This window comes from Pseudomonas sp. HP_14, assembly GCF_055283875.1.
Genome location: NZ_JBTOQI010000003.1, coordinates 20,261 through 42,670, shown reverse-complemented (window position 1 = coordinate 42,670; position 22,410 = coordinate 20,261). Strand labels below are relative to the sequence as shown.

The following is a 22,410-nucleotide window of genomic DNA, read 5'->3' as shown; positions in this document are numbered from 1 at the left end:
CCCATGCCGAACATCAATTTCAGTAGCCCGCGCGAAGCCGCCCGAGCCTTCACCCCAAAACTGTCGCAGTTCGTTGACTCGACCTTGTACCCGCAGATCTGGAGCGATCCGGCACTGTCGCCACGCGACCGCAGCCTGGTCACCGTGGCAGCCCTGATTGCCGGGGGTCACTCTGAAGAACTGCCTGCCCACCTCAAGCGTGCAGTCAGCAATGGAGTCAGCCACAGCGAAATCGCCGCAGCAATCACTCACCTGGCGTTCTATGCCGGTTTTCCTGCGGCCATTACCGCATCCGCCATTGCCAATGCGACCTTCACTGAATCGGAGACAACCCAGCCATGAAAGCCATCATCATTGAAAACTTCGGCGATGCCGATGTACTGAAACTGCAAGACGCGCCAAGTCCCGAAGTACGCCCGACCGACCTGTTGGTGCGCGTCTACGCTGCCGGAGTCAATCGGGCAGACCTGACCCATCGCACCGGCGGCTATGGTCGACCAGACTTCGGCGACTCACCGATCATCGGGCTTGAGATAGCCGGTGAAGTCATTGAAACAGGCAGCGACGTGTCGGGCTTCAAAGTCGGCGATCGGGTAATGGGCGTGGTGGGTGGCGGTGCCTATGCCGAACAGGCGCGCATCGACTACCGCATGGCGATGCACATTCCCGCGCAACTGGACTATGTGCATGCTGCAGCCATTCCCGAAGTGTTTGTCACCGCCCATGAAGCGATGATGCATCTGGCTCGACTCAAGTCTGGCGACTCGGTGCTGATTCACGCGGCGGCGGGAGGCGTCGGTTCAGCGGCCGTCCAACTGGCCTATGCCACAGGCGCCACTGTTTATGCGACAACCGAAGGCAGCAAACTGGCGCGTGTCGAGCACCTAGGCGCCGATGTTGCCATCGATTACAAAACCACTGATTTCGCCGAAGTCATTGCCGACAAGACCGGTGGTCGCGGTGTGGATGTGGTCATCGACTTTGTCGGCGAACCTTACTTCGCACGCAACATTGCCTCGCTCGCCAACGGCGGCAGGCTTATCCAGGTGGGCATTCTTGGCGGCGGCGGCCAAGTGTCGATAGCGCTGGAGCACATCCTTTACCGCCACCTGCAAATCATCGGCACGGTGATGAAATCCCGCACCCAACCGGAGAAGCACGACATGATCAAACGCTTTCGCGAGCACTGGCTTGAGCGGTTTGAAGGCGCTGGCAGCCTGGAGCCGGTGGTGGACAGCACCTTCGCGCTGTCACGTGCGGCGGATGCACATCGCCGGATGGAGTCAGCCGAAAACGTCGGCAAGATCATCCTGACGATGCAGCCTGAAGACTTGCTCTAAGTCAGGAAACTGATTCGGATGCCCGCAAAATCCGGGGCATCCGACTATGCCTGTCATCGACAATGCAATCGACTCAAAGCGCTCGACCGGGATCTGGTTTAGAATTTCGAACCCGCACCACCCAGCATTGACTCGCCGAGCCGAAAACATGAACCGCCAGAAAAAACTACAGCAGCTATTCAAGGCCAAAGCCAAAAAGGCCAACGCCAAGCTGGCCCCGAAAAAGCCTAAATACATCAGTAAAGCTGAACGGTTGAAAATGGACGCCGAGACCGCTCAGGACTCTACTACGCCTTCCGAGAGCTGATCCTGGCTCACTCAATCGGCCCTGAACGCTACGCGATCAAGCAACGTAGCGCCAGCGAGCCTCTACGCTAAGCAATCGCTGAATTTGTCCGGCGGTCACTTGGCAAACACATACTCCCCACCCTGCTCCAGCGCCTTGCGATACGCGGGTCTGTCCTGAAAGCGTTGCACCCACGCGGCAACATTCGGATAAGGCTGCAACATGCCCTGAGCCTTGGCGAACTCGCCGATGAAACTCATCTGGACATCCGCACCGGTTAGCTCGTCGCCCACCAGAAACGGCGTCAGCCCCAAGGCCTCATCCAGATAGCCCAGATAATTCGCCAGCTCGGATTCGATACGAGGATGCAACGGCGCACCCGCCTCCCCCAGCCGCCCAACGTACAGGTTGAGCATCAGCGGCAGCATGGCCGAGCCTTCGGCAAAGTGCAGCCATTGCACATATTCATCGTAGGTGGCCGTGGCAGGGTCCGGTTGCAGGCGACCATCGCCATGGCGACGAATCAGGTAATCGACAATCGCGCCGGACTCAATCACCACGTGCGGGCCGTCTTCAATGACCGGGGACTTGCCCAGCGCATTGATCGCCTTGAGCTCTGGGGGCGCCAGATTGGTTTTTGGGTCGCGCTCATAGCGCTTGATCTCATAAGGCAGGCCGAGTTCTTCAAGCAGCCAGAGAATGCGCTGGGAGCGCGAGTTGTTGAGGTGATGAACAATGATCATGAAAGCTCCGCCGGGCGAGAGTGAGGTCTATGAACAGACTACACCCGGCGGAGATAGTTGTGGCTTTGCGCAGGAATACGCAGTGAGAACGGGCCTGCCTGTTAAAGCAGGTTCTTCATGCGGAAATAGACGAAGCCAGCCGTCCCTAAGACAGCAAAGATGGCGATCAGGCTTTCGCGCTGCAGCAGATGCCACGGCAGCCGTCCAGCCTGGCGCTTGACTGCCGCCAAAGCCCGCGCCCCAAGTGAAACCTGGCCGCCGCTCAGCGCTTCATCGGTGAAGTAAAGCGTGCCTAATAACACCAACATCGGGCCCATCGGTATTAACGCCGTTGTACTGGCAGACCATACCCAGGCCAGCGCCGCAGGCACCAGACAGGGCACAATGTGCCGGAACAACAACAGTCCGGCACCTTGTCGGTACCAGCGATGCGGGACTAACTCCCGACTGATGATTACATCCAGCTTTCCCAATGCCACGGCCACCATGGCCCACACGTGATACGCCTTCATGCCGATCCACATCACCACCGGCACAAACACTGTCAGAAAAATGATCGGGGCCAGTAGATCAGTCTTACCTGGCCCAAGCAGCGCCGAAGCTATAAGGACAGCAGAAAGCGCCAACCACAAGAAAATGTAAATGCTTCGATAGCTGGAGGGTGGCAACCAGTCCCGCCAGTTTTCAAGCGGTTGCAGCCCCAGCCTGCGAGGTATATCAGGGTTCTGATACTCGATGCTCTGCGCAAGCTGAGTAAAGCGTTGCCAGTCGAGGCCGGTGAAATAGTCGGCCATGCTACGTCGGCGGTGATCACTCATGGGTTTGAGCAGCAAGGCAGCGGCCTGCCCGTGGAGTTTGTCGGCGTCATATCTGGCCAGTTCGCTGCGTATGGTTTCTTCCATCGCCCGCGCTTCACACCTGTAAATCAGTCGGTCCCAGCGCCAGTAGTCGCACGGAATACTGCCTTGGGCTTCGTCCCAGTGCATTGCCTGACACACGGCATCGAAGAAGGCTGGCGACCATTCAGGGGCAGACTCAAGCCAATCCAGTACCCGCTGCTCGAACTGCTGGCGGCGCTCGAAAGGCAATAGCCAGTCGCTCGCCAGCCAGATGCGCAGTGCATCCAGGACCTGCCGCTCTTTACCCTCGTCCAGCCACTGCTGTATCTGCTCCAGAGAAGGGTCTGGCGGGCTGACGTCGTCGAGTACCTCAACACGCTCAAAAGGCATCACTAAGGCAGGGACGTCAGCTTGCAGCGTCGACTGCGCAGCCGTGTCTTCAATCGTTACCAGCGCAGGCTCATCGATAACCTCGTCATCGGCCTGCGCACGCCAGCGAGCTTCAGCCAGGGAGCTTTCATAAGCTTCACGCAGGCGCTGGAACGCTTCGGGATCATCATCTGGCCGATGGGTTTTGAGCAGCCGCGCATAGGCGCGCTTGATGCTGCGTTCGTCCGCATCCGGAGTCAGATCGAGCAATTGCCAGTGGCTCATGACGGCTTAAACCTCTCGCTCGAAATGGACCAGGCGCTGGGTAATATCGCTACGAGCTTCGCGTATCTGGCGTTCGTCCTGTGTGTCGAGCATTTGCTGGAAATGGTTCGCCAGGGCGGCAATGTGCAAACGACCGTCACCGAGGCTTTCCTGATACAAGCGATCCAGTCGGGCGAGCAGCAGAGTATTGACCTGCTGATCACGCGGATGCACTTTCAGCGCCTCAAGAGCCGTCAGACGCCGGGCGATTTCTTCAGGAGCCAATACGCCAGGGTTGTTCTCGATCACCAGACGCAGGGTTTCGCCATTGATTGGCAAATGGACCTGCGCTTCGAGCAAGCCATTGTTGTCGTAGGTAAAACGTACGTCCAGGCTGACTTCACCGGCCTTGCGCGGCGGCACCGGAATTTCCAGCTGGCCAAGGAAAATATTGTTGCTCACCAGGCGGCTTTCGCCCTGGTAGATCAACAGATTGACCACCTTCTGGTTATCACTGAGGGTGGACACCGAGCGGGAACGGCTGACCGGCACCACGGTATTGCGCTCGATGATTGGCAGGTAGTGACCGCTTTGATAACCGGCACCGACCTGCACCGAAGTCTCGATCCCCAAGGTATAGGGGCATACATCGGTCAGCACCACCTCTTCCAGAGATTCATGGCGTGCCACCAGCGCAGCCTGAATCGCCGCGCCCTGCGCGACCACCTCGTCCGGGTTGAGCTGCATCGCCGGGATTCGTCCGAACAGTGCCGCGACCAGTTTGCGCACCAACGGCATACGCGTTGTGCCACCCACCAGCAATATTTCGTCGAGGTCTGCGACCTTGATTCGGGCATCGCGCAACGCGCGCTCGATCGGGGCGCGTAAACGATCCAGTAACGGACGGACAATCTCAGCGAGGTCGCTCTGCGTCAGCTCAAGGCTCCATTCGCGTGTCTGCTCACGCAGGGTGAAATGCGCAACCTGCGCTTGCCCCAACGAGTGACGAATACGCTGTGCCTCGCGCCGCAACCGCTGGGCTATCGCCGGCAGGGTTGTGTCTGGCAGGTCAGAGGCGCCGATTTTGGCGATGAAGTGCTGCACGAGCAGATCATCGAAATCTTCGCCGCCCAGAAAGTTGTCCCCCGCACTGGCACGAACCTCCATGACGCCTTCGAACAGCTCAAGGATGGACACGTCAAAGGTGCCCCCGCCAAGGTCGAATACCAGAAAGGTCGCTTCATTTCGCTGCTGAAGGCCATAAGCCAACGCTGCGGCGGTGGGTTCGTTGACCAGCTTTTCAATCTTCAGCCCGGCAAGTTCACCAGCGATCCGCGTGGCCTTGCGCTGAGCATCACTGAAATACGCAGGCACGCTGATGACCGCTTCGTGGACTGGCTCACCCAGAGCACGTTCGGCGTCAGCCTTGAGGCTGCGCAGCAACATTGCAGAAAGCTCTTCCGCGCGATAGGCGCGACCGCCGAGACTGGTTTCACGGGCACTGCCCATGTAGCGCTTGAACAGCGACGCGGTCAGCTTGGGATGGGTATGCAAACGCTCACGGGCGATGTCACCGACCACCAACTGACCATGGTCGTCGAGGCCAACCACGCTGGGGGTCAGGAAGTTGCCCAGGGCATTGGGAAGTATCCGGGCCTGCTCGCCATCCCAAGCGGCCACGAGGCTATTGGTGGTGCCCAGGTCGATACCAATGATCACAGTCACTCTTCCTTAAATGACGCGACCTTCAAGCACAACGCTTTGGTCGCAAATTCAGTCATTGCCGTTATAGCGACGGCGCACGTATATGGCCGGTGTTATCGGCAGCGAGGGCGGTAGCTTTAGAATCACGAATGAAGCGTTCAGAGTATCGGGATCACCATGACATCCCTAAAGCAGATCGTGATTGCACAAAACGTCGGCAAGGCAGGATGATCCAGACGCACATCTGGAAGAATGGCCTGATCTATCGCCCCGCCGACCGGGACAATCCTGCAATAAGGAGTACGGATGCATCTTATTGATCGTTACCTGCCTGACTATCAGTTCAGTGAAACCCACTGGCTGGAAACCGCAACCTGCCCGGCCCGGCTGATGACTGAAGCCGTTCAATACCGGCCTGAAGATGACCGGTTCTTTCGTTACGCCATTCAGTTACGCGAGCTGCCCATGCGGTTATTCCAGCGCTCGGCAGCAAACGACAAAGCGAATTTTGGCATGGACAACTTCACCCTGCTGCATCGCGATGGCGACACAGAAGTCGTCTACGGACTGGCAGGAAAGTTCTGGCAGGCTGACTACGGCCAGGCCCATTTGGCTGATGGAGAAGCCTTTCAACACTTTTGTGAACCGGGCAGCGTCAAGCTCGCGATCAACTTTACTTGTCAGCGCCTGGAGTCAGGGCTAACCCGGATGACAACTCACACGCGGGTGCATTGCGTTGATCGTCAGGCGCTCAGACGTTTCACGCCTTATTGGTACGCGATACGGCCAGTGAGCGGCATGATTCGTCGCCGCATGCTTCAGGCAATTGCCCGGAGATCTTTAGAAAGTGGGCACTGATTGAAAACTGTCCGCTGACGTCTCGGCCAAGGGAAGTTTCAAGACCGCCTCAAACCCATCCACCAGATTGGCGAACGACAACTCCCCCTGACTGCTGATGACAATGGCATCGACGATGGCCAGACCAAGCCCGCTTCCCCCAGCATGCCCCTTGTGCCAGAAGCGTCTGGTGATGTCTTCAAGCTCGGTCGCTGAAACACCAAAGCCTCTATCCCTGACGCGGAAGCTGACCCTGTTTCGGTCTTTGGAGATTATCAGGTCAACCTGGGTATCCGGCCGGGTATGGCGCAGAGCGTTATCTATCAAGTTACGCAGTGCGGCGGTGGCGAGGGCAGCCGGCACATTGAGCGGTAACCGGGCCACATCGTCCTGAATCACCAACGTGACGGCCTCATGCCGTTCCGAATCTGCCAACGCCTGCCTTGCAACGTCCACCGGCAGTGTCGGGACTCCATCCTCGAATGACAAACGCCCCTCTACTCTCGCCAGCAATAAAAGCTGTTCCAGAATGCGCTGTAAACGATCAGCGCCCTCTTCCGCTTTTGCCATGGCATTTTTTGCCACATCGCCCTCAGTGAGCTGAGCAACCTGTATGTGTGTCTTGATTGCAGTCAGCGGGCTGCGTAATTCATGAGCAGCGTCACCTGTGAGTCTACGCTCTCGCTCGATAGCCTCGGCAATTCGCGCCAGCAAGGCATTCTGTGAATTGACAAGCACCTTCAGTTCGGCAGGGAGTTTGTTGATATCCAGAGGATCGAGACAGTCTGCATTACGCCGGACCAGCGCGTCCTTGATGCGTAACAGCGGCGCGAGCCCTTTGCCAATGCCGATCCACAGAAGAATCAGGCTGCCGACCAAGGCAAGCAGCACCGGCAAGGCTGCTGCAAGGAGAATCGAGTATTGCAGGCTACGGCGTTGATCCACCCGGTCGGCGGTACTGATCCGGACGCCATTGGCCTCCAGCGTAAAAGTACGCCATTCGATACCATCGGCCATCTGGTCATGGTAACCCTCACCCAGCGCGCCGAATGTCAGGTCCGGTGCGTTATGGCTCTGAACGAACACTTCACCCCTCAGGGACGTGAGCTGGCAGGCCATCCCGCTGGCGAGCGCCGCCTCGCCCGTCGGCGAACGAACCACGCTGGAGAGATCAGCCTGTTCAATCGGCGAAGCTGACAGTGGGACCAGGCTGATGATCAGCCGGGCCGTTGCAGCCAGCCGCTCATCCAGCGACGTGCTCACGTTACGTTGCAGGTCACACAACATCCAGGTCGCAGCAAGCGCCCACAACAGAATAAAACTGGAGCCCAGTATCAGGCTCAGACGACTTCTAAGACTCATGGGATTCATCCGTCTCTGCCGGGCCGATTCGATAGCCCATTCCTCGAACGGTTTGCACAATGTTGTTGCCCAACTTGCGTCGCAGATTAAAGATATGAACGTTGAGTGCGTTGCTTTCTACATCGTCTGCAAATCCATACACCGCGTCTTTGAGCTGGTCAGAACTCATAATCCGGCCCTTACAGTCCAGCAATGCTTTGAGCAGCGAATGCTCTCTTCTGGAGAGGTCCACAGGCTGACCGTCGAGAAAGGTTTCGCGCGAAACAGGGTCGATAGAAAGGCTGCCGTGCCGGATCAGGTTGGAACTTCTACCGAGAAATCTCCGGTGCAGGGTGTGCAGTCTGGCGGCCAGTTCTCGAAGGTCGAAGGGTTTCAATAAATAGTCATCGCCCCCCGACTCCAAGCCTGCGACCCGATCGGCGATAGAGTCCCGGGCAGTAAGGATCAGCACGGGAATATCAAATGAACGCTCCCGCAGCCGCCGCAACAATGTCAACCCATCCTTGTCCGGCAAACCAAGGTCCAGAATCATCACATCGAATTGGGCGGCAAGTACCATGGCTTCGGCACCCGCAGCGTTCATGACGTGTTCAACAGTAAAGCCTTGAGCGCCCAAGCCCGCTATTACGCCTTCGGCAATCAATTTATCGTCTTCTGTTAACAGGACACGCATGCTGGCCACCCGCAAATAAAAGGAGCTTATGCCCCTGACATTAAGGGAACATTAAATGATTCAGCAGCTGTTTAAAATTAGTTTTTTTCAGCACACACCCCAACTTCTTAATCCTCTCTTAATTGCGCACACCCATCATGGCATGACGTTCTTCAACACCCCTTCTTAATCCTGGAAGCGTCACCATGAAAAACTGCATTGTTGTTGTCTTGCTGCTTGTTTTATCCGGCTGTGCCGCAACGGTTCCCACGCCGGATCAATCGTCCAGTATTGTCTATCTGTCCGCCGATAACAGAAGCACACTCCTGGCTGAAAAACTGGATGGCAGCTCAGTGGGTGACGGTCGTTATTTCAAGCTCAATGCCGGGCGCCATAGTTTGCAAGTATTGGTCATGACTGAACACTATAACGATTCCGTATGCACCCGGTTCCTGACGTTCGAGTACGACAATTTTCAGCCACAAAAAGCATACCAACTGCTACTGACCGGCACTACATTCAGCCGCGCATTGCAGTTACGGGATCAAGAGAGAAACCTGATTAAAGACGTCACACTGTAAACCTCGTTATTGATGCCCTGCGTACTGTTAGTCCCCTTAAAACATTAAAAACCCCTCCGAGAAAGTAATATGACCGACCTCAAAAAAGACTACGTTAGTTTAGCGGCGCGACTGCTTTTAAGCGTGCTGTTTCTATACAGCGGCCTAGGCAAACTTATGGCCCCTGCCGCAACGCTCAACTACATCGCCAACGCCGGCCTCCCGTTTCCCGAGATCGCCTATGCAGGTGCCTTATTTGTCGAACTGGGATTGGCAACGGCGTTGGTCCTGGGGTTCCATACTGCCGCTGTTGCAGCCGTCATGACCGTATTTACTCTGGTGACAGCGGCTGTGTTTCACACTAACTTCGCAGACAAAATGCAGCTTATTGCCTTCCTGAAAAACATCTCGATCTGCGGTGGCCTGCTGCAGGTAATGATCAGCAGTCCTGGCGCCTTCAGCCTGGACGCAAAACTAAAGCGAAACGCTTGACGACCAGGGAAGGCTATGACGCGAAGCGGCGGTGACTCGGGCTCTGCGCGCGACATCGATCAAGCTCGCGTCACTTTTCAATGAAACGTGGAGCATTCTGCAGCACTTTCGATAGCCTATAGCGAGCAAGCTCAGCTCCCGCAGGCTTTGGTAAGGCCCGTCGCAACAGAGAAGCAACCTTCCTGGATCATATGTCCGCCCCTAACGCTGGTAAAACCCTGCCCCACCAAAAGTAGTTTTCACTCACAACAATGAGTACCCTGCGCTGCATTCAAATAGCGTGACGCAAGGAAGCCAATTCATGTTTATCAATCGATGGAGCGGCACTCTGCTCGGGTGCCTGCTGTCGCAACTGTGTCTGGCCGACACACTTCAGATAGATCCACATGCTGAGAGCCTCTACCAGCAGGCTGTCCCTTATCTACAGCATGCGCAGGACAAACTCGACGTAATCCCGGCTACGCCTCCGACAGCCAGCGCGGAGGTGAGAGCACGTGCCGAAGCACTGTCGATTGAAGCGGGGTCTTTTCTGAAACCAGCCATCGAATTGCTTGATCAGGCCGTAGCCCTTGATCATCCCGTCGCCCAGTATCGTCTTGGATTGATCTACGCAATCATATATCCGCTGGATGCGGTTCAGGCCAACGCTTGCCCTTTGTTTGAACGAAGCGTGGCTCAAGGCTTTGCTCCGGCAGCACTGTTAATTCCATCCTACTGTTGGGCGTTCAGCGACACGCCTCAGTTCCAGGCTGCACTGCAAGGTATGCAAGCCAGCATGCCCTTCTATGAGAAGTACTTTCCACAGCCAGCCGTAAAGCTTGAGTGCAGTCAGGAGCAACCCGTGGGCCTGACCATGCAATGGGGCACCCGCCGTGAGTATCAGGCTGAAATCTTCCTGATACAGGGGGACATTAACCGGCCACTACGCACGGCGTATTACCAAAAAGCTGTTGAAATCAATGACTGCTACAAGGCTAAAAAACGCTTGGGGATTTTCCGGCAACCTTGAACAACACAACTTCCAGCTAACGCGAGTCGCCCGAATATTCACCGCGTCATGCTCCAGTAGCAGCCAGCAACTCAGTAATCCACCGAACCTGCCGGGTGGCGTCTTCCAGCCTTTCCTCCGGCAGCGCCTGACGAGCGCGTTCGAAGTGCTTCAACGTCTTCTGCTTGTAGCGCAATAAGCGCTGCCACTTGAGCAGGAATGCCGGACTGCGCTCCTGCATCTGTAATGGACCAAAGTACAGCTCCTCAGCGGTGTAGATCACCGGCCCGAGGCGCTGCGCAACGATGATTTCATAATCGAAACGGTTTTCCCGCAGGACCTCTTCATAGAGGATCCGGTAGTCATGCTCCATCAGCCATAGGCGCAACGGTTGCTCCCCGCCGTTGGGCTGCAGGATCAAGCGCTCCCGGCCACTCAAATGCGACTGACCACTTTCGAGGATGTCACGGATGGTTTCTCCGCCCATGCCGCAGATGCTGATTGCAGTGACCTGGTCCTCTGGCTTGATTGCTGCCAGCCCATCGGCCAGACGCACGGTGATCTGCTGATCGAAATCGTTTTCGCGCACGGTGCGTTTGGCAGCACGAAACGGTGTATCAGCCACTTCGCCCGCCACCGCTGCTGCAATCAACCCTCGGCGTAATAATGCCACTGGCAGGTAGCCGTGGTCCGAGCCGATATCGGCCAGCCGTGCACCGGCCGGTACCTGCGCTGCCACGCGCTCAAGGCGCATGGACAATGTCTGTTCGTTCAACTACAGCCCCTTTTAACCGCTAACCTCCAGCACCCATGACCGGACAGGAGCGCGATTCTGGCGAGCAATGTTGTGCATATCAATCTTGTGCGACCTCAGCCTTGCCTCGCTGCTCAGCTGAAATCCGCCTTTCGGCCCAAAGCAGAATCGAATCTAGCCAAGTCACCCACCTGTGGGAGCGGAGCTTGCTCGCGATAAGGCTGAACGCGACCTACCTGACAACTGTGTGGCAATCATCGCGAGTAAGCTCGGCTCCCACAGAACCGATCGGACCTGTGAAATCAGAAACACCGACGCGCCAACGCAGTTGCTACATGACAATCAATATCCAATAGCGCCGCATGAAATCCCGGCCGTGATATTCGCAGGTGCTCACGGGCACCGGCCCATCGACTAACAATACAAGCCAGAATCTCGACAGCTCCGGGTTCTGCCGGGCGCCACGCCAGCGTACTTTCAAAGACATCACTAAATGCATCCCAATGCTCGCAAAGCCGGGACCTTGCGCCGTTAACCAACTGCTGCAACTGTTCTTTATCCCCCTTAGGCAACCAGCGTTCCGGGTAATCAATCATGCCGATGGCTGTGTAGCAGTTGGTGGCGATGTAGACCAATCCTCGCAGTTGCAGGGCTCGTTCAGACGGATTCAGGGACAGCAGCCCTGAGGCCGGGAAATCCAGTCCGAGAGAGGTCAATATCGCCGCGCTCTCGGTCAGCACGGTGCCGTCGGGTAAAACCAGAGTTGGTACTTGCAGTAGCGGATTAAGCCGTCGCAGTTCATCTCTGCCACTGCCCTCCTCCCAGGAGCTGGCTGCCACCAATCGGTAGTCTGCGCCGCAGTATTCCAGCGCAATCTCGATAGCAGCCGAACCGGAACCCACTGCCCCGAAAAGCGTGTACATGCTTTTACCCTCCATTGGCTGAAAGTACGAGGGTAAGATTCGGCCGCCATGGCGTCTACCGGCAGTAGCGAGCAGACGCAAATACCGACAACCGGCGACCTCCGGGAAATTGTTGCCACGCCAGGAGCGCCTTATACTGCCGCGCATACTAACAATTCAGGGCGTGTCCTTTTCATGCAAGAGCTTCTGGGGCATCTCCTTGATCGTGCGGTAGACGCAATGTCTTCGGGTGCCCCGGCCGTGCCTTTACTCAGGGAATTTGCCGTTCTCCTGCAGGAAAAGATGCCCGGCTGCGTGGTGGGTATCAATGTGCTGGATAAGCCGGGCAAGACCTTTCGCCACGCAGTATTCCCCAGTTTGCCCATCGAGTTTTCCAGCAGTCTGGAGAACAACATCATCACCGGCAACCGAGGCTCGTGTGGCCTTGGCGTGTTGACGGGCCGGTCGGTGTTAGTGCCGGATGTAGCCAACGATGAACGTTTTTCGGCGGAGTGGAAGGCGCTGTTCGCCAGACATGGTCTGTCATCCCTGATCTCGATTCCGGCCCAAACCTCAGACGGGATTGTGCAAGGCAGCCTGGCCATAATCCACCCCGCCGGGTCACCGTTGACGGATGAGCAGATGCTCTTGGCCCGGCAAGCTTCAGCTCTGTGTGCCAAGGCTTGCGCCTACAGCCGGACTCAAGAAACCACACAGCTTTTGCTGGGCGAGCTTGAACACCGCATGCGTAACCTGTTCTCCACCATGGGTGGCGTCGCCAGCCTGACGATCAAAAGCTATCCGAATCCATCTGAATTTCGCCGGGTTTTCGCCGAGCGTCTGGTGATGATGCATCGGGCTCATTCGCTGGCGTTTGACGCGAAGGAAATCAGCATCGAATCGCTGATCCAGGAAATGCTCGCCCCGTATCGCAAAGAGTGCGACGTAGCCATTGGCGGGCCAGACATTGTCCTGACCCCGGCAGCGGCCTCTACGTTTGCTCTTGTCCTCCATGAACTGGGAACAAACGCGTCCAAATACGGCTCGCTCTCTCACTCAGATGGCGCCCTGAGCGTGAGTTGGCAGGTGATTCATGAAGACGAAGGACATACCACTTTCAAACTGTACTGGACGGAAAGCCATGGCCCAGAAGTGCAGCCACCAGAGCGAAAGGGATACGGCAGTACAATGATCAACGGCAACCTTCGCAACTCCGTGGACGGGTCAGCCCTGTTCTTCTTTGATCCGACAGGATTGCGCTGCGAAATTACTGCGCCGTTCACGCAGAGACTAGGGAGTGAAGTCTAATCCGGACTCAGAGAGTGAAGCGCGCTTCGCTGCTTTGTTTTTTGCCACATCGATCCAGATTTGCTCATCTGGCTTAAGCTCTGGAAAAGCCTTGATCGCACGATTAATAGTTTCCTCAGCGACCGCCCCCATAGCGTTACCAGCGGCACGTTTTACATCTGAGTGCAGCTCTTCAGGAAAATGGTGCAATGTTTCTCGAATCATCTCATCCAGTGCGGCCATGGCATCAATCCCGCCATCCCTGAGTGCACGCGCAGCATCCAATGTCAGCCTCATTATTTGGCTTCCTGACGTTCAGGCTATGAAGTCCTGCAGATGCTAACAGAAGCGCAAAGGCGCTAGAACGCTATATCAAAACTCAGCGTCCAAGATGCATTCCCCAGTCTTTCAAGTCCCACTTTCGCGCAAACCAACCTCTCCGCCCTGCCCCCTCAACCCCGAAATATCACGCTTGGGCGGTACGCCAAACAGGCGGCTGTATTCGCGGCTGAACTGAGACGGGCTTTCGTAGCCAACCTTGAAGGCCGCAGTGGAGACGTCTTTGTGCTCGTTGAGCATCAGACGCCGCGCTTCATTCAATCGCAGCCACTTCTGATACTGCAAAGGGCTCATTGCTGTGAGCTGTCGGAAATGGTGATGAAAAGTGGCGGAACTCATTTGCACACGGGCGGCCAGTTCGTCGACTCGCAGCGCGCTGGCGTAGTTCAGCTTCAGCCAGTCGATGGCTTTGGCTATTCGATAACCCTGACCGTCGACAGCAGTGATTTGTCGCAGCCTGTTCGCCTGGTCGCTCATCAATAGCCGATAGTGGATTTCGCGCTTGATCAGCGGCGCAAGAACCGGAATGGCTTCGGGTTCCTCAAGCAACGCCAGCAGGCGCTCGAACGACGCCAACAACGCGTCGGTGACAGAGCCGATGCCGACGCCCGCCCCGACGGATCGATCACGTACCGGCGACAGACCGCTCTGCGTGGCTAACTCGGCCAGCATGCGCACGTCCAGCTTCAACGTCAGCCCGAGACACGGCTGTTCAGGGCTTGCCGCCAACACTTCTGAGTTGGCAGGCAAGTCCAGTGAGGTAATCAGAAAGCGGGTCGTGTCATAGGGATAGCCCTGGCCGCCTACCCACAACTGCTTTTCGCCACTGGCAACCAGAATGATGCTCGGCTCGACCATGCACACCACGGGCGACGAAGGATGTTCGCGCCTGAAAAAGCCAAGACCTTCGATGGGCATGCCGAAATCACCCGGAGTGGAAATCCGCTCGCCAATGACCTGCGCCAGCCTTTCTTGTGCCGATGAATGTTGAGCGGCAGTGTTTTGTTTGATCGCCATGTTCGTCTCGCGCCTCTTCACTGAACTCTACCCCGCTGTCGTCCGGGCGTCCTGCCTAAAGAGCAAGACTCAGAGGATCAGGCAAGTAAGTCATTGGAATGCGCTACAGAGCGTCCGGTCATCCGGGGAAAATAGTTCATCAATGACAGGCCTATGGGCACGTCCCTTTCGCGGTTGCGATATCGATGCCGCGACGCTTCACGCTCTACAGGACACATCATTCAATGACCGATACATCTCACCTCTCCACTCAGAACGACCAGCACTCATGGGGCGCAGTGCTCGCGATGTCACTCGCCGCCTTTGCACTGGTCGCTTCGGAGTTCATGCCGGTCAGTCTGCTGACGCCAATTGCAGCCGATTTGCACATTACCGAAGGCCAAGCGGGTCAGGGCATCTCCGTCTCCGGGCTGTTCGCCCTGCTCACCAGCCTGCTGATTCCAGCCGTGGCGACACGGGTTGACCGAAAGCTGTTATTGCTCTCGCTCACGCTGCTGATGATCGTCTCCGGCACCGTAGTGGCGTTCGCGCCCAACTACACCCTGTTCATGGCCGGCCGTGCGTTGATCGGCGTCGCAATCGGTGGCTTCTGGTCCCTGTCAGCAGCAACGGCCTTGCGCTTGGTGCCAGAAGATCAGGTGACGCGAGCGATGGCCGTCGTCAATGGCGGCAACGCTCTGGCCACCGTCGTAGCAGCGCCTCTCGGGAGTTTTCTCGGTGCCTTGATCGGCTGGCGCGGGGCTTTTTTCTGCGTAGTCCCGGTCGCCCTGCTCGCCTCGGCATGGCTACTTTTCAGCTTGCCGACGATGAAGGCTACCGGCCGCGCGGGCAACAATAACGTCTTACAACTAATGAAAAATACGCCCGTCGCACTCGGCATGGTGGCCGTCAGCGTGTTCTTCATGGGCCAGTTCATGCTGTTCACTTACCTGCGCCCGTTTCTTGAGGCCGTCACGCATGTCAGTGTTTCTATGCTTTCACTGATGCTGCTTATTCTGGGCCTCGCCGGTTTGGCAGGTACTTTCCTGATCGAGATATTCCTGAAAACCGGCCTGCATCGAACACTGATTGTCATTCCCGTGTTGATGGCGGCGATTGCACTGGCCCTGGTTTCGTTCGGTAGCTCAGCACTGACAACTGCGGTACTGCTCGGCCTCTGGGGATTGGTCGCAACTGCCGCCCCGGTTGGCTGGTGGACATGGCTGGCCAAAACACTGCCCCAAGATGCAGAAGCAGGCGGCGGACTGATGGTCGCCATCATCCAGTTGGCAATCGCATTGGGCGCTACTGTCGGCGGCTTTGTATTCGACTTCAGTGGCTACCGGGCAACCTTTGAATTAAGCGCGGCGTTGCTGGTGATTGCAGCCGTACTTGCGCTGCTGGCGGCGCGGGCCGCGACCGGTCAATCGCTTGCTACGGCCAATACAGCGAGCTGAGGTCTTACTCATATACCATTTTGGCCGGGTGAAGATGCTCAGGTACCAACACCAGGTTTGGCGGTGTGTTTGCGGTACCCTAAACATCACCGCATGGCACTGCAAGCCGGTGTCTTCCTGTCACGGGCGAAGGCTATCCAATATAAGAAAAGACCGCGTACTCAAACCCGTTGAATGAAAAGCGAGCAACCTCATTCATGCCCATTTTCAAATGCGCCCGCAATGAAGGTTCATTGTCCTGACGTATGAAAAGAACGCCCTCGCGCCCCGCCTCAAGGCGCCGGAGATCGGCAAACATCTTCTGCGCCAGCCCCTTGCCACGCTCTTGCTCACCGACGCAGATCGGGCCATAGACATAGGCGTCAGGTGTGCCCTGATAGGCGGCGAACATGGCCTTCACTATCGGCAGATCAGCATTCATCGCTCGGGTGGTGGTCATCAGAAAGCCGGTAATGTGCCCGTCACGGCGCGCAACGATCAGTGGCATTTCATTCATCATCGCCTGCACTCGCGAGCGTGGCAGGCTGGCCGAAAGCGAACCACCCCGGGTGATCTGATTCGCTGCCTGAAGCTCCAGAATGCCGTCCAGATCAGACTCGTCGGCCCTGCCTATAAAAGGTTCATGCGTTGTCATTTGAGCTATTCCGCTATTCGTGTGCCGACGCCGGGACTGGCCGACGGGCCGTTATACACAGGTGACTGTCGCCGCTAACGATAGCCGATAGCTGCGGTGATCCAGCTGCTGTCGGCCGAACCAGCGCCTGACACCTGAAGCGTGGTACATCCATGGTTAATGTACTGGCTGAAACGCCGCCCTCCCGAATAAATTCGGTCCTACCGGCGTCAGGCGGTAAGAGCGCGCTGACCGGTAGGAGCGAACTTGTTCGTGAAAGGAGCAGTACATCCACAGCCCATGTATCGACTGGAACACAGCCTTCCCGATTAAATTCGGTCCTACCGGCGTCAGGCAGTAAGAGCGCGCTGACCGGTAGGAGCGAACTTGTTGGCGAAAGGAGCAGTACATCCACAGCCCATGTATCGACTGGAACACAGCCTTCCCGAATAAATTCGGTCCTACCGGCGTCAGGCGGTAAGAGCGCACCGACCGGTAGGAGCGAACTTGTTCGCGAAAGGAGCAGTACATCCACAGCCCATGTATCGACTGGAACACAGCCTTCCCGAATAAATTCGGTCCTACCGGCGTCAGGCAGTAAGAGCGCACCGACCGGTAGGAGCGAACTTGTTCGCGAAGGGACGGTACATCCACAGCGTATGTATTGACTGAAACACCGCCCTCCCGAATTCTCCCGTGCGCTGACCAGAAGCCAGCGAATCATCTGCGCGACACCCGGCTATTGGCGGGCACGCGGTAACGGCAACCAGCAGCCCCAGTCGTCGAGTGAGGGCTATGGTCGAGTTTCTTGCTGATCAATTGAAGGATGACTAGCTTCGATTTCCGTAAAATGGGTGCCCCGTCGGCAAATTCCCCGACCATTGCCGCTTGCAACCTGTACTGGTATTTCTGGCAAGGCGGAGCCTCTCTCAAAACGAGAACATCGAGTGAACCACGTGGACATTCAGCTGATCACCGCACTGCCTCCACAGATTCAGGCACTGGAAAAACAAGCGAGCGCAGAGGGTTTCAGGTTTCTCACCCGCTTGATTGAGGAGTGGCAAACCGGAGCGAACCGTTTTGAGGCGCAGGGTGAATGCCTGATGACGGCGTATCTGGGAGACCGTCTTGTGGGCATTGGTGGCCTGACGCGTGACCCGTTTGCTGGTGAGGACATCGGTAGGCTACGCAGGGTGTACATCGCCCGTGAAGCAAGAAATCAGAACATCGGAAAGCGGTTGGTCAATCAGCTTGTGGAATACGCGACTGAGCATTTCCGCATGGTGCGCCTGTACACCGATCACCCGGATGCGGCTGCATTTTACCTGCGCTGTGGTTTTCAGCCATTGGACGACGATCACGCCACGCATGTGCAGCTTCTTCGAAATGCCGACGGCGCAGACCTACAACAGCCCCATGAATCGTTAAAACCTGACGAGTTTTATTAAATGCTGAATGTGCTTTTCGTCTGCGGTAAAAACAGATTACGCAGCACCCCGAACTAAGGACGGTGGACCAGAATATCCAGGCCTTCTTCCATTGTGGGAGCCTGGAAATAACGGGTGATCAAATCAAACTCGGCGTCAGTGGCTGCAAAGTCGTGCTCGGCGCGCTCGTTACGGGCGTGAAGTCTGGCACGGCAAACATCATCGTCCAGTTCCAGATAGTGCAAACAGTGCCTGACCTTCGCGCCCTCCGACAGGCCGCGCAGCCACTCACGATCAGCGCGGGTATTGCCCGGAAAGTCCAGAACCACATCAACGTCTGACTTCAGCAGATTGATGACCAGTGGGCCTAATACATCGCGTATCCGGTGCGCAGATCGCACGTAGTCGGCGACTGAGTTGATCTCGCCGGGGTAGAGCTTTGAGAGCCAGTGATCCTCACTGAGCAAAATCGCCGAATGCTCGACGGCCAGTGCTTTGGCGAGTGTTGACTTGCCGGATGCGATCTTGCCGCACATGAGGTGAAGTTTGGGTGTGTGCATGGCGACGCGTCCTTTTGTCAAACCGTGATACTGCCCGCCGAAGACCGAACGGGCAATGACCGGCAGCGATCAAAGATCCCGCGTCATCAGCCATTGCGCCTTATCCCAGGCCTCAAAGCATTCCAACAGCTGCCACCCGCGCTTCGCGTAATACTCATGGCGATCATAGGTATGCAGGTAAATGCGTGAGGTGCCAGCCCTCTTCGCTTCAATGCAGATGCCTTCGATCAGTTGCTCTGCCAAGCCTCGCTGCCGTGCATGCGGGGCAATGAAGACGCACGCGAGCCACGGCCCCAACTCCGGGCGCTCAGTGAGGTCGTTTGTGGCAAGTGCTGCGCCACCCAGTAACTGCTCATCCTCGACAGCGATCAGGCATTGCCAGTCACCGTTCAACTGTCCTTCGGCAAACTCATGCTGCCAGTCGGCCAGGGACTGACCGATATATTCGTATGCGAACTGTTGATGCAGCCACTGTGCGAAGGTATTGCTGTGTTGCATCTCATCACGCAGCCAGATCAGGCGATGCATGTGGAATTCCTTTTGGCTGGTTTTCCATGACGCCTGGCGAGCGAGCCACGGGAGCGTCATTAATCTACGGTATCGGACCTGTAGGAGTTCACCGAGGTTACGAGGCCAGCGATCGCGGTGTGTCAGACAAACCGCAATCGCTGGCCTCGTAACCTCGGTGAGCTCCTACAGGACAGGGTTCAATCGGGAGATGCAGTGAGTGGCCGAAGGTTTTGGCCCTTCAGATAACGTCACGCTCAATCATAAAACGGCTCAACCGATGCCCGGCTGCCGACGAAGAAACTGTCCGCAACCAGCCTCAGCGGTTGCAGGTCAAGGTCGCTGGTTTTGCTCGCAATCAACTGCTGGAAGTGTCGATAGACCGCAGCGTATTCACCCTCTTCGGAAACTACTTGGCGCACGCCATCGATACTCAACAGTGCGCCGCCATTGTCGAGCCGCAAAACACCTTCAGCGCAGCGAATTTCGATGCTCCAGAGCTCATCATGGCCGTGATCGAAATCAAACTCCGCGCGAACATCAAGGTGGCGCGCATCGGACATTTTGATCGAGGCGGCGATAGGCGACTGGCAATTACTCGGGACCCGCAAGTCAGCCGACGCAACGAACAGCGGTAACGGCAGCAAATGAGTGGCGATCGACAACGCATTGATGCCCGGATCGAAAACACCTAATCCACCTGGCTGCCAGATCCACGCCTGGCCGGGGTGCCATTTGCGCACGTCTTCCTTCCAGTCGATCTGTACGCTTTGCAGGGTGCGGGTGGCCAGCCAGTCACGAGCTGCTTCGATACCCGGCGCGTAACGCGAATGCCAGGCGAACAGGCCGCTGACGCCTTGCTGCTCAACGTGACTCACCAAGGCCATGGCCTCACCCAACGTGGCACACGGCGGCTTCTCGACCAACACATGCTTGCCCGCTGCGAGCGCTTGTTGCACCAGCGCGAATCGCCCTTGCGGTGGCGTACAGAATGCAATGGCGTCGACCTGCGGGCTCTTTTCGAGCAGTTCATCCAGGGATTTGAAATTCTCGACCCCGGCACAGGGCTGTCCTTGCGTAGCCACCGCCACCAGTTGAAAAGCCGGGTTGGCATTGATGGCTGGCACGTGTTGATCCTGGGCGATCTTGCCGTAGCCCACCAGACCGAGACGGATTGGTTGCATCGATGACTCCTGAGTTTTTGTATTTATTCTGGAAAGCGTAATGAATCGATTATGGCCGCAGTTCTGGTCAGACGTCGACGCTTACCTAAGCAGTCAGTGGTTTATGACAGCGTGAGGATTCAGTCCAATTCCAGCCGTATCGCCTGCCATTGATTCCAACAATCCTCCGCGAGGATGTCGGGATAGCCGCGTGCTGTTTCCATCTCAAATGCGCTGCTGAGAGAGAGGGCAATGCACGTTGCACGGTCGCGAATGTCGAACACCTCCGCCTCTGTAAGCGGCGAACCTTTGTGAGTCTCTGCTGCGCGCAGGACCGCCACAAGAGCGGGTACGAATACAAGGCATAGCGAATCGTCAGACATCAAATGACCTCTTTGGTGATAACGCAGCTTATATGAAGTATCGCGTCGCTTCATTTCCTTGGCGCGCAGATTTTTTGTGGGAGGCTTGCCCGCGAAGAACGATGACCCGGATCATCTGGAATACCAGGATAGCGGTGAATGCAGACCGCGAAATACTGCCGAACAAGCTCAGCAGCACCTGACTAAAACTTCTAATGCCACCGTTTGAAAGCCTTGCGCCCTCTTAATATGCCCCATGTCATCGCAAGTCCCGCGCCGCTGAAGAAGATGAAGCCTGCCAGGGTTTCCAACAGATACCACAGGAAACGTATCGGCTGATCATCGAACACCAGGTGTTCTTTAACCGATTGCCGACGCGGCCCTGTAAGTGCATCGAACTGCCAGAGCGTCAGGGCGTCATACAGGCGCTCCCCTGCCCACCAGGCGCCGCTCAGGCAGAACAAGGCAGCGATGAAACAATAGATGCGGACGCGATATCCCGGGATCACAGACACTCCGTTTACTCACTGTGCAGGTGATGATTATCGGTGGCTTTCAAGCGCACTTAAGTGCCTATGCCTGGCTACTGTTTGTGGTCAGCAGCTCGCGGAGATTCATCACCGCCTTTTGCTGAGTTTCGCGCTCTTTTGCATTCAAAGGGCGCTCGCAATACACGCGACTCAAAAAAAGAATCACATCGTTGCCGTCAGGCTCGTCTGCATAATCCGCATGGCTCGCGACTTCCGCCAGTAACGTCTGTGTGACGGGAGCGACATGAAAATGCAGATTGAAACCCGCGGACAAACCCAGTTTGTAAACGATGACTTTCCAGGGTTCGTAAGCTCGAAAAAGAAGTTGCTCGGTTTCGCGTAATACACTTCCGAGCGAAGCCAGCGCAAGGTCGTCGAGGTCCATGAAATCACTAGCAGAAGCCACCGAGCTGACCATCAGGTAACCGCTATGACGAGCATCACGTCGATGGCTGACCCGCCAGTGCTCAGTTTCGAAAATGTCCCACTCAGTCATGCGCATTCACTCCTCTTTTGCTCTCCTGCATCAATGCTAAAGACAAAGATGTTTTAATGCCCGCAGCCACTCAAAAAAACGACCCAGGTAACCCGCAATGCCAGACGCTACAGACCAAGCATTCTACGATCGTGCAGACGCGCACATCGAGCTGTCCAACGAACAGCTCAAAACTTTCGAAAACATCGGTCAGGTCAACGCATCCATGATGTTTGGCACCACACGCTTCAATGCCTGGGTCAGCGCGCGCAGCTTCAAATCCGGAGAGGAAATGGCTCAGGCGCGTGAGGCGATGCTGAAGTATTTCTGTGATCAATACAGGCTGATGCTTGAAGATAACCTGGACGATCACATCAATAACTTCAGCCAGTACATGATGGTGCAAAAGCCTGATTGATGTGGACGGACGTATAGCCTTCAAGGCGTGCAGATCGGAAGTAGGCGAAGCTACCAATCGCAGCCTTCGGCAGCTCCTAAAAGGTATCCCTGACACAGCACTGTCGCGCAGCAAACACGGGGATTTGTTGGAGCGAGGCTTGCCCGCGAAGAACGATAACGGGGTGTGCCTGATCTACCGAGTC

General features: G+C 56.5%; 27 protein-coding genes. 11 read left to right on the top strand and 16 right to left on the bottom strand.

Annotated features, from left to right (window positions below):
- Positions 1–3: 3 nt before the first annotated feature.
- From ACYASS_RS03400 to ACYASS_RS03390, 3 genes are all read left to right on the top strand, one after another.
- Entirely contained in the window at positions 4–342 is a 339-nt protein-coding gene (locus ACYASS_RS03400) for a carboxymuconolactone decarboxylase family protein (RefSeq protein WP_463585093.1), read from the top strand.
- Positions 339–1,340, top strand: a complete 1,002-nt coding sequence (locus ACYASS_RS03395) for an NAD(P)H-quinone oxidoreductase (RefSeq protein WP_122664806.1) — start codon at positions 339–341, stop codon at positions 1,338–1,340. The genes ACYASS_RS03400 and ACYASS_RS03395 overlap by 4 nt, the downstream gene beginning before the upstream one ends.
- A 148-nt stretch (positions 1,341–1,488) precedes the next feature.
- Complete coding sequence (locus ACYASS_RS03390; protein ID WP_463585092.1) at positions 1,489–1,647, top strand: DUF2986 domain-containing protein; 159 nt, start codon at positions 1,489–1,491, stop codon at positions 1,645–1,647.
- A gap of 95 nt (positions 1,648–1,742) precedes the next feature.
- Here ACYASS_RS03390 and ACYASS_RS03385 read toward each other — a convergent pair whose 3' ends face one another.
- The 3 genes from ACYASS_RS03385 to ACYASS_RS03375 form a co-directional block, all read right to left on the bottom strand.
- Complete coding sequence (locus ACYASS_RS03385) at positions 1,743–2,369, bottom strand: glutathione S-transferase family protein (RefSeq protein ID WP_463585091.1); 627 nt, start codon at positions 2,367–2,369, stop codon at positions 1,743–1,745.
- A 101-nt stretch (positions 2,370–2,470) separates the two neighbouring features.
- Positions 2,471–3,862 carry a J domain-containing protein gene (locus ACYASS_RS03380; protein ID WP_463585090.1) on the bottom strand — a complete coding sequence of 464 codons (1,392 nt, stop codon included), beginning with the start codon at positions 3,860–3,862 and terminating at the stop codon, positions 2,471–2,473.
- A 6-nt stretch (positions 3,863–3,868) separates the two neighbouring features.
- Complete coding sequence (locus ACYASS_RS03375; RefSeq protein WP_463585089.1) at positions 3,869–5,560, bottom strand: Hsp70 family protein; 1,692 nt, start codon at positions 5,558–5,560, stop codon at positions 3,869–3,871.
- Between the two features lie 291 nt (positions 5,561–5,851).
- On the opposite strand from ACYASS_RS03375, the gene ACYASS_RS03370 reads away from it, so the two are divergent.
- On the top strand, positions 5,852–6,403 hold the full coding sequence (locus ACYASS_RS03370; protein WP_463585088.1) for a hypothetical protein: 552 nt from the start codon (positions 5,852–5,854) through the stop codon (positions 6,401–6,403).
- On the opposite strand, the gene ACYASS_RS03365 is transcribed toward ACYASS_RS03370, so the two are convergent.
- Entirely contained in the window at positions 6,386–7,744 is a 1,359-nt protein-coding gene (locus tag ACYASS_RS03365) for an ATP-binding protein (protein WP_463585087.1), read from the bottom strand. The two genes, ACYASS_RS03370 and ACYASS_RS03365, sit on opposite strands and share 18 nt — an antisense overlap.
- Complete coding sequence (locus tag ACYASS_RS03360; protein WP_463585086.1) at positions 7,734–8,417, bottom strand: response regulator; 684 nt, start codon at positions 8,415–8,417, stop codon at positions 7,734–7,736. Before ACYASS_RS03360 ends, ACYASS_RS03365 begins: the two co-directional genes overlap by 11 nt.
- Before the next feature lie 185 nt (positions 8,418–8,602).
- Here ACYASS_RS03360 and ACYASS_RS03355 point away from each other — a divergent pair, with 185 nt between their 5' ends.
- From ACYASS_RS03355 to ACYASS_RS03345, 3 genes are all read left to right on the top strand, one after another.
- Entirely contained in the window at positions 8,603–8,977 is a 375-nt protein-coding gene (locus ACYASS_RS03355; RefSeq protein ID WP_463585085.1) for a PA0061/PA0062 family lipoprotein, read from the top strand.
- Between the two features lie 69 nt (positions 8,978–9,046).
- A complete protein-coding gene (locus ACYASS_RS03350; protein ID WP_463585084.1) occupies positions 9,047–9,448 on the top strand; it encodes a DoxX family protein in 402 nt (133 codons plus the stop codon).
- Between the two features lie 301 nt (positions 9,449–9,749).
- Positions 9,750–10,457, top strand: a complete 708-nt coding sequence (locus ACYASS_RS03345; protein WP_463585083.1) for a hypothetical protein — start codon at positions 9,750–9,752, stop codon at positions 10,455–10,457.
- A gap of 46 nt (positions 10,458–10,503) precedes the next feature.
- On the opposite strand, the gene ACYASS_RS03340 is transcribed toward ACYASS_RS03345, so the two are convergent.
- Positions 10,504–11,211 (bottom strand): tRNA (adenine(22)-N(1))-methyltransferase, encoded by a 708-nt coding sequence (locus ACYASS_RS03340; RefSeq protein ID WP_463585082.1) that lies wholly within the window; start codon positions 11,209–11,211, stop codon positions 10,504–10,506.
- Positions 11,212–11,492: 281 nt separating this feature from the next.
- A complete protein-coding gene (locus ACYASS_RS03335) occupies positions 11,493–12,113 on the bottom strand; it encodes a glutathione S-transferase N-terminal domain-containing protein (protein WP_463585081.1) in 621 nt (206 codons plus the stop codon).
- Positions 12,114–12,161: 48 nt separating this feature from the next.
- Between ACYASS_RS03335 and ACYASS_RS03330 the strand changes: the two genes are divergently transcribed.
- A complete protein-coding gene (locus tag ACYASS_RS03330) occupies positions 12,162–13,400 on the top strand; it encodes an HWE histidine kinase domain-containing protein (RefSeq protein WP_463585080.1) in 1,239 nt (412 codons plus the stop codon).
- On the opposite strand, the gene ACYASS_RS03325 is transcribed toward ACYASS_RS03330, so the two are convergent.
- Positions 13,383–13,676 carry a hypothetical protein gene (locus tag ACYASS_RS03325; RefSeq protein WP_463585079.1) on the bottom strand — a complete coding sequence of 98 codons (294 nt, stop codon included), beginning with the start codon at positions 13,674–13,676 and terminating at the stop codon, positions 13,383–13,385. The genes ACYASS_RS03330 and ACYASS_RS03325 overlap by 18 nt on opposite strands.
- A gap of 111 nt (positions 13,677–13,787) precedes the next feature.
- Positions 13,788–14,735 (bottom strand): AraC family transcriptional regulator, encoded by a 948-nt coding sequence (locus ACYASS_RS03320; protein WP_463585078.1) that lies wholly within the window; start codon positions 14,733–14,735, stop codon positions 13,788–13,790.
- Positions 14,736–14,959: 224 nt separating this feature from the next.
- Here ACYASS_RS03320 and ACYASS_RS03315 point away from each other — a divergent pair, with 224 nt between their 5' ends.
- Complete coding sequence (locus ACYASS_RS03315; protein WP_463585077.1) at positions 14,960–16,171, top strand: MFS transporter; 1,212 nt, start codon at positions 14,960–14,962, stop codon at positions 16,169–16,171.
- A 133-nt stretch (positions 16,172–16,304) separates the two neighbouring features.
- Here ACYASS_RS03315 and ACYASS_RS03310 read toward each other — a convergent pair whose 3' ends face one another.
- Positions 16,305–16,805, bottom strand: a complete 501-nt coding sequence (locus ACYASS_RS03310) for a GNAT family N-acetyltransferase (RefSeq protein ID WP_463585076.1) — start codon at positions 16,803–16,805, stop codon at positions 16,305–16,307.
- Between the two features lie 926 nt (positions 16,806–17,731).
- Between ACYASS_RS03310 and ACYASS_RS03305 the strand changes: the two genes are divergently transcribed.
- On the top strand, positions 17,732–18,232 hold the full coding sequence (locus ACYASS_RS03305) for a GNAT family N-acetyltransferase (RefSeq protein ID WP_463585075.1): 501 nt from the start codon (positions 17,732–17,734) through the stop codon (positions 18,230–18,232).
- A gap of 53 nt (positions 18,233–18,285) precedes the next feature.
- Here ACYASS_RS03305 and ACYASS_RS03300 read toward each other — a convergent pair whose 3' ends face one another.
- The 6 genes from ACYASS_RS03300 to ACYASS_RS03275 form a co-directional block, all read right to left on the bottom strand.
- On the bottom strand, positions 18,286–18,771 hold the full coding sequence (locus ACYASS_RS03300; protein ID WP_463585074.1) for a P-loop nucleotide/nucleoside kinase family protein: 486 nt from the start codon (positions 18,769–18,771) through the stop codon (positions 18,286–18,288).
- Positions 18,772–18,840: 69 nt separating this feature from the next.
- Positions 18,841–19,299, bottom strand: a complete 459-nt coding sequence (locus ACYASS_RS03295; protein WP_463585073.1) for a GNAT family N-acetyltransferase — start codon at positions 19,297–19,299, stop codon at positions 18,841–18,843.
- 236 nt (positions 19,300–19,535) lie between these two features.
- Positions 19,536–20,462, bottom strand: a complete 927-nt coding sequence (locus tag ACYASS_RS03290; RefSeq protein ID WP_463585072.1) for a Gfo/Idh/MocA family protein — start codon at positions 20,460–20,462, stop codon at positions 19,536–19,538.
- Positions 20,463–20,581: 119 nt separating this feature from the next.
- On the bottom strand, positions 20,582–20,824 hold the full coding sequence (locus ACYASS_RS03285; protein WP_463585071.1) for a hypothetical protein: 243 nt from the start codon (positions 20,822–20,824) through the stop codon (positions 20,582–20,584).
- A 191-nt stretch (positions 20,825–21,015) separates the two neighbouring features.
- Positions 21,016–21,318, bottom strand: coding sequence for a hypothetical protein (locus ACYASS_RS03280; RefSeq protein WP_463585070.1), 303 nt, complete (start codon positions 21,316–21,318; stop codon positions 21,016–21,018).
- Between the two features lie 58 nt (positions 21,319–21,376).
- Positions 21,377–21,829, bottom strand: a complete 453-nt coding sequence (locus ACYASS_RS03275; RefSeq protein WP_463585069.1) for an HIT family protein — start codon at positions 21,827–21,829, stop codon at positions 21,377–21,379.
- Between the two features lie 97 nt (positions 21,830–21,926).
- On the opposite strand from ACYASS_RS03275, the gene ACYASS_RS03270 reads away from it, so the two are divergent.
- The gene (locus ACYASS_RS03270; protein ID WP_463585068.1) at positions 21,927–22,226 is read left to right on the top strand and encodes a DUF3144 domain-containing protein; all 300 of its coding nucleotides are present in this window, start codon (positions 21,927–21,929) and stop codon (positions 22,224–22,226) included.
- Positions 22,227–22,410 lie beyond the last annotated feature (184 nt).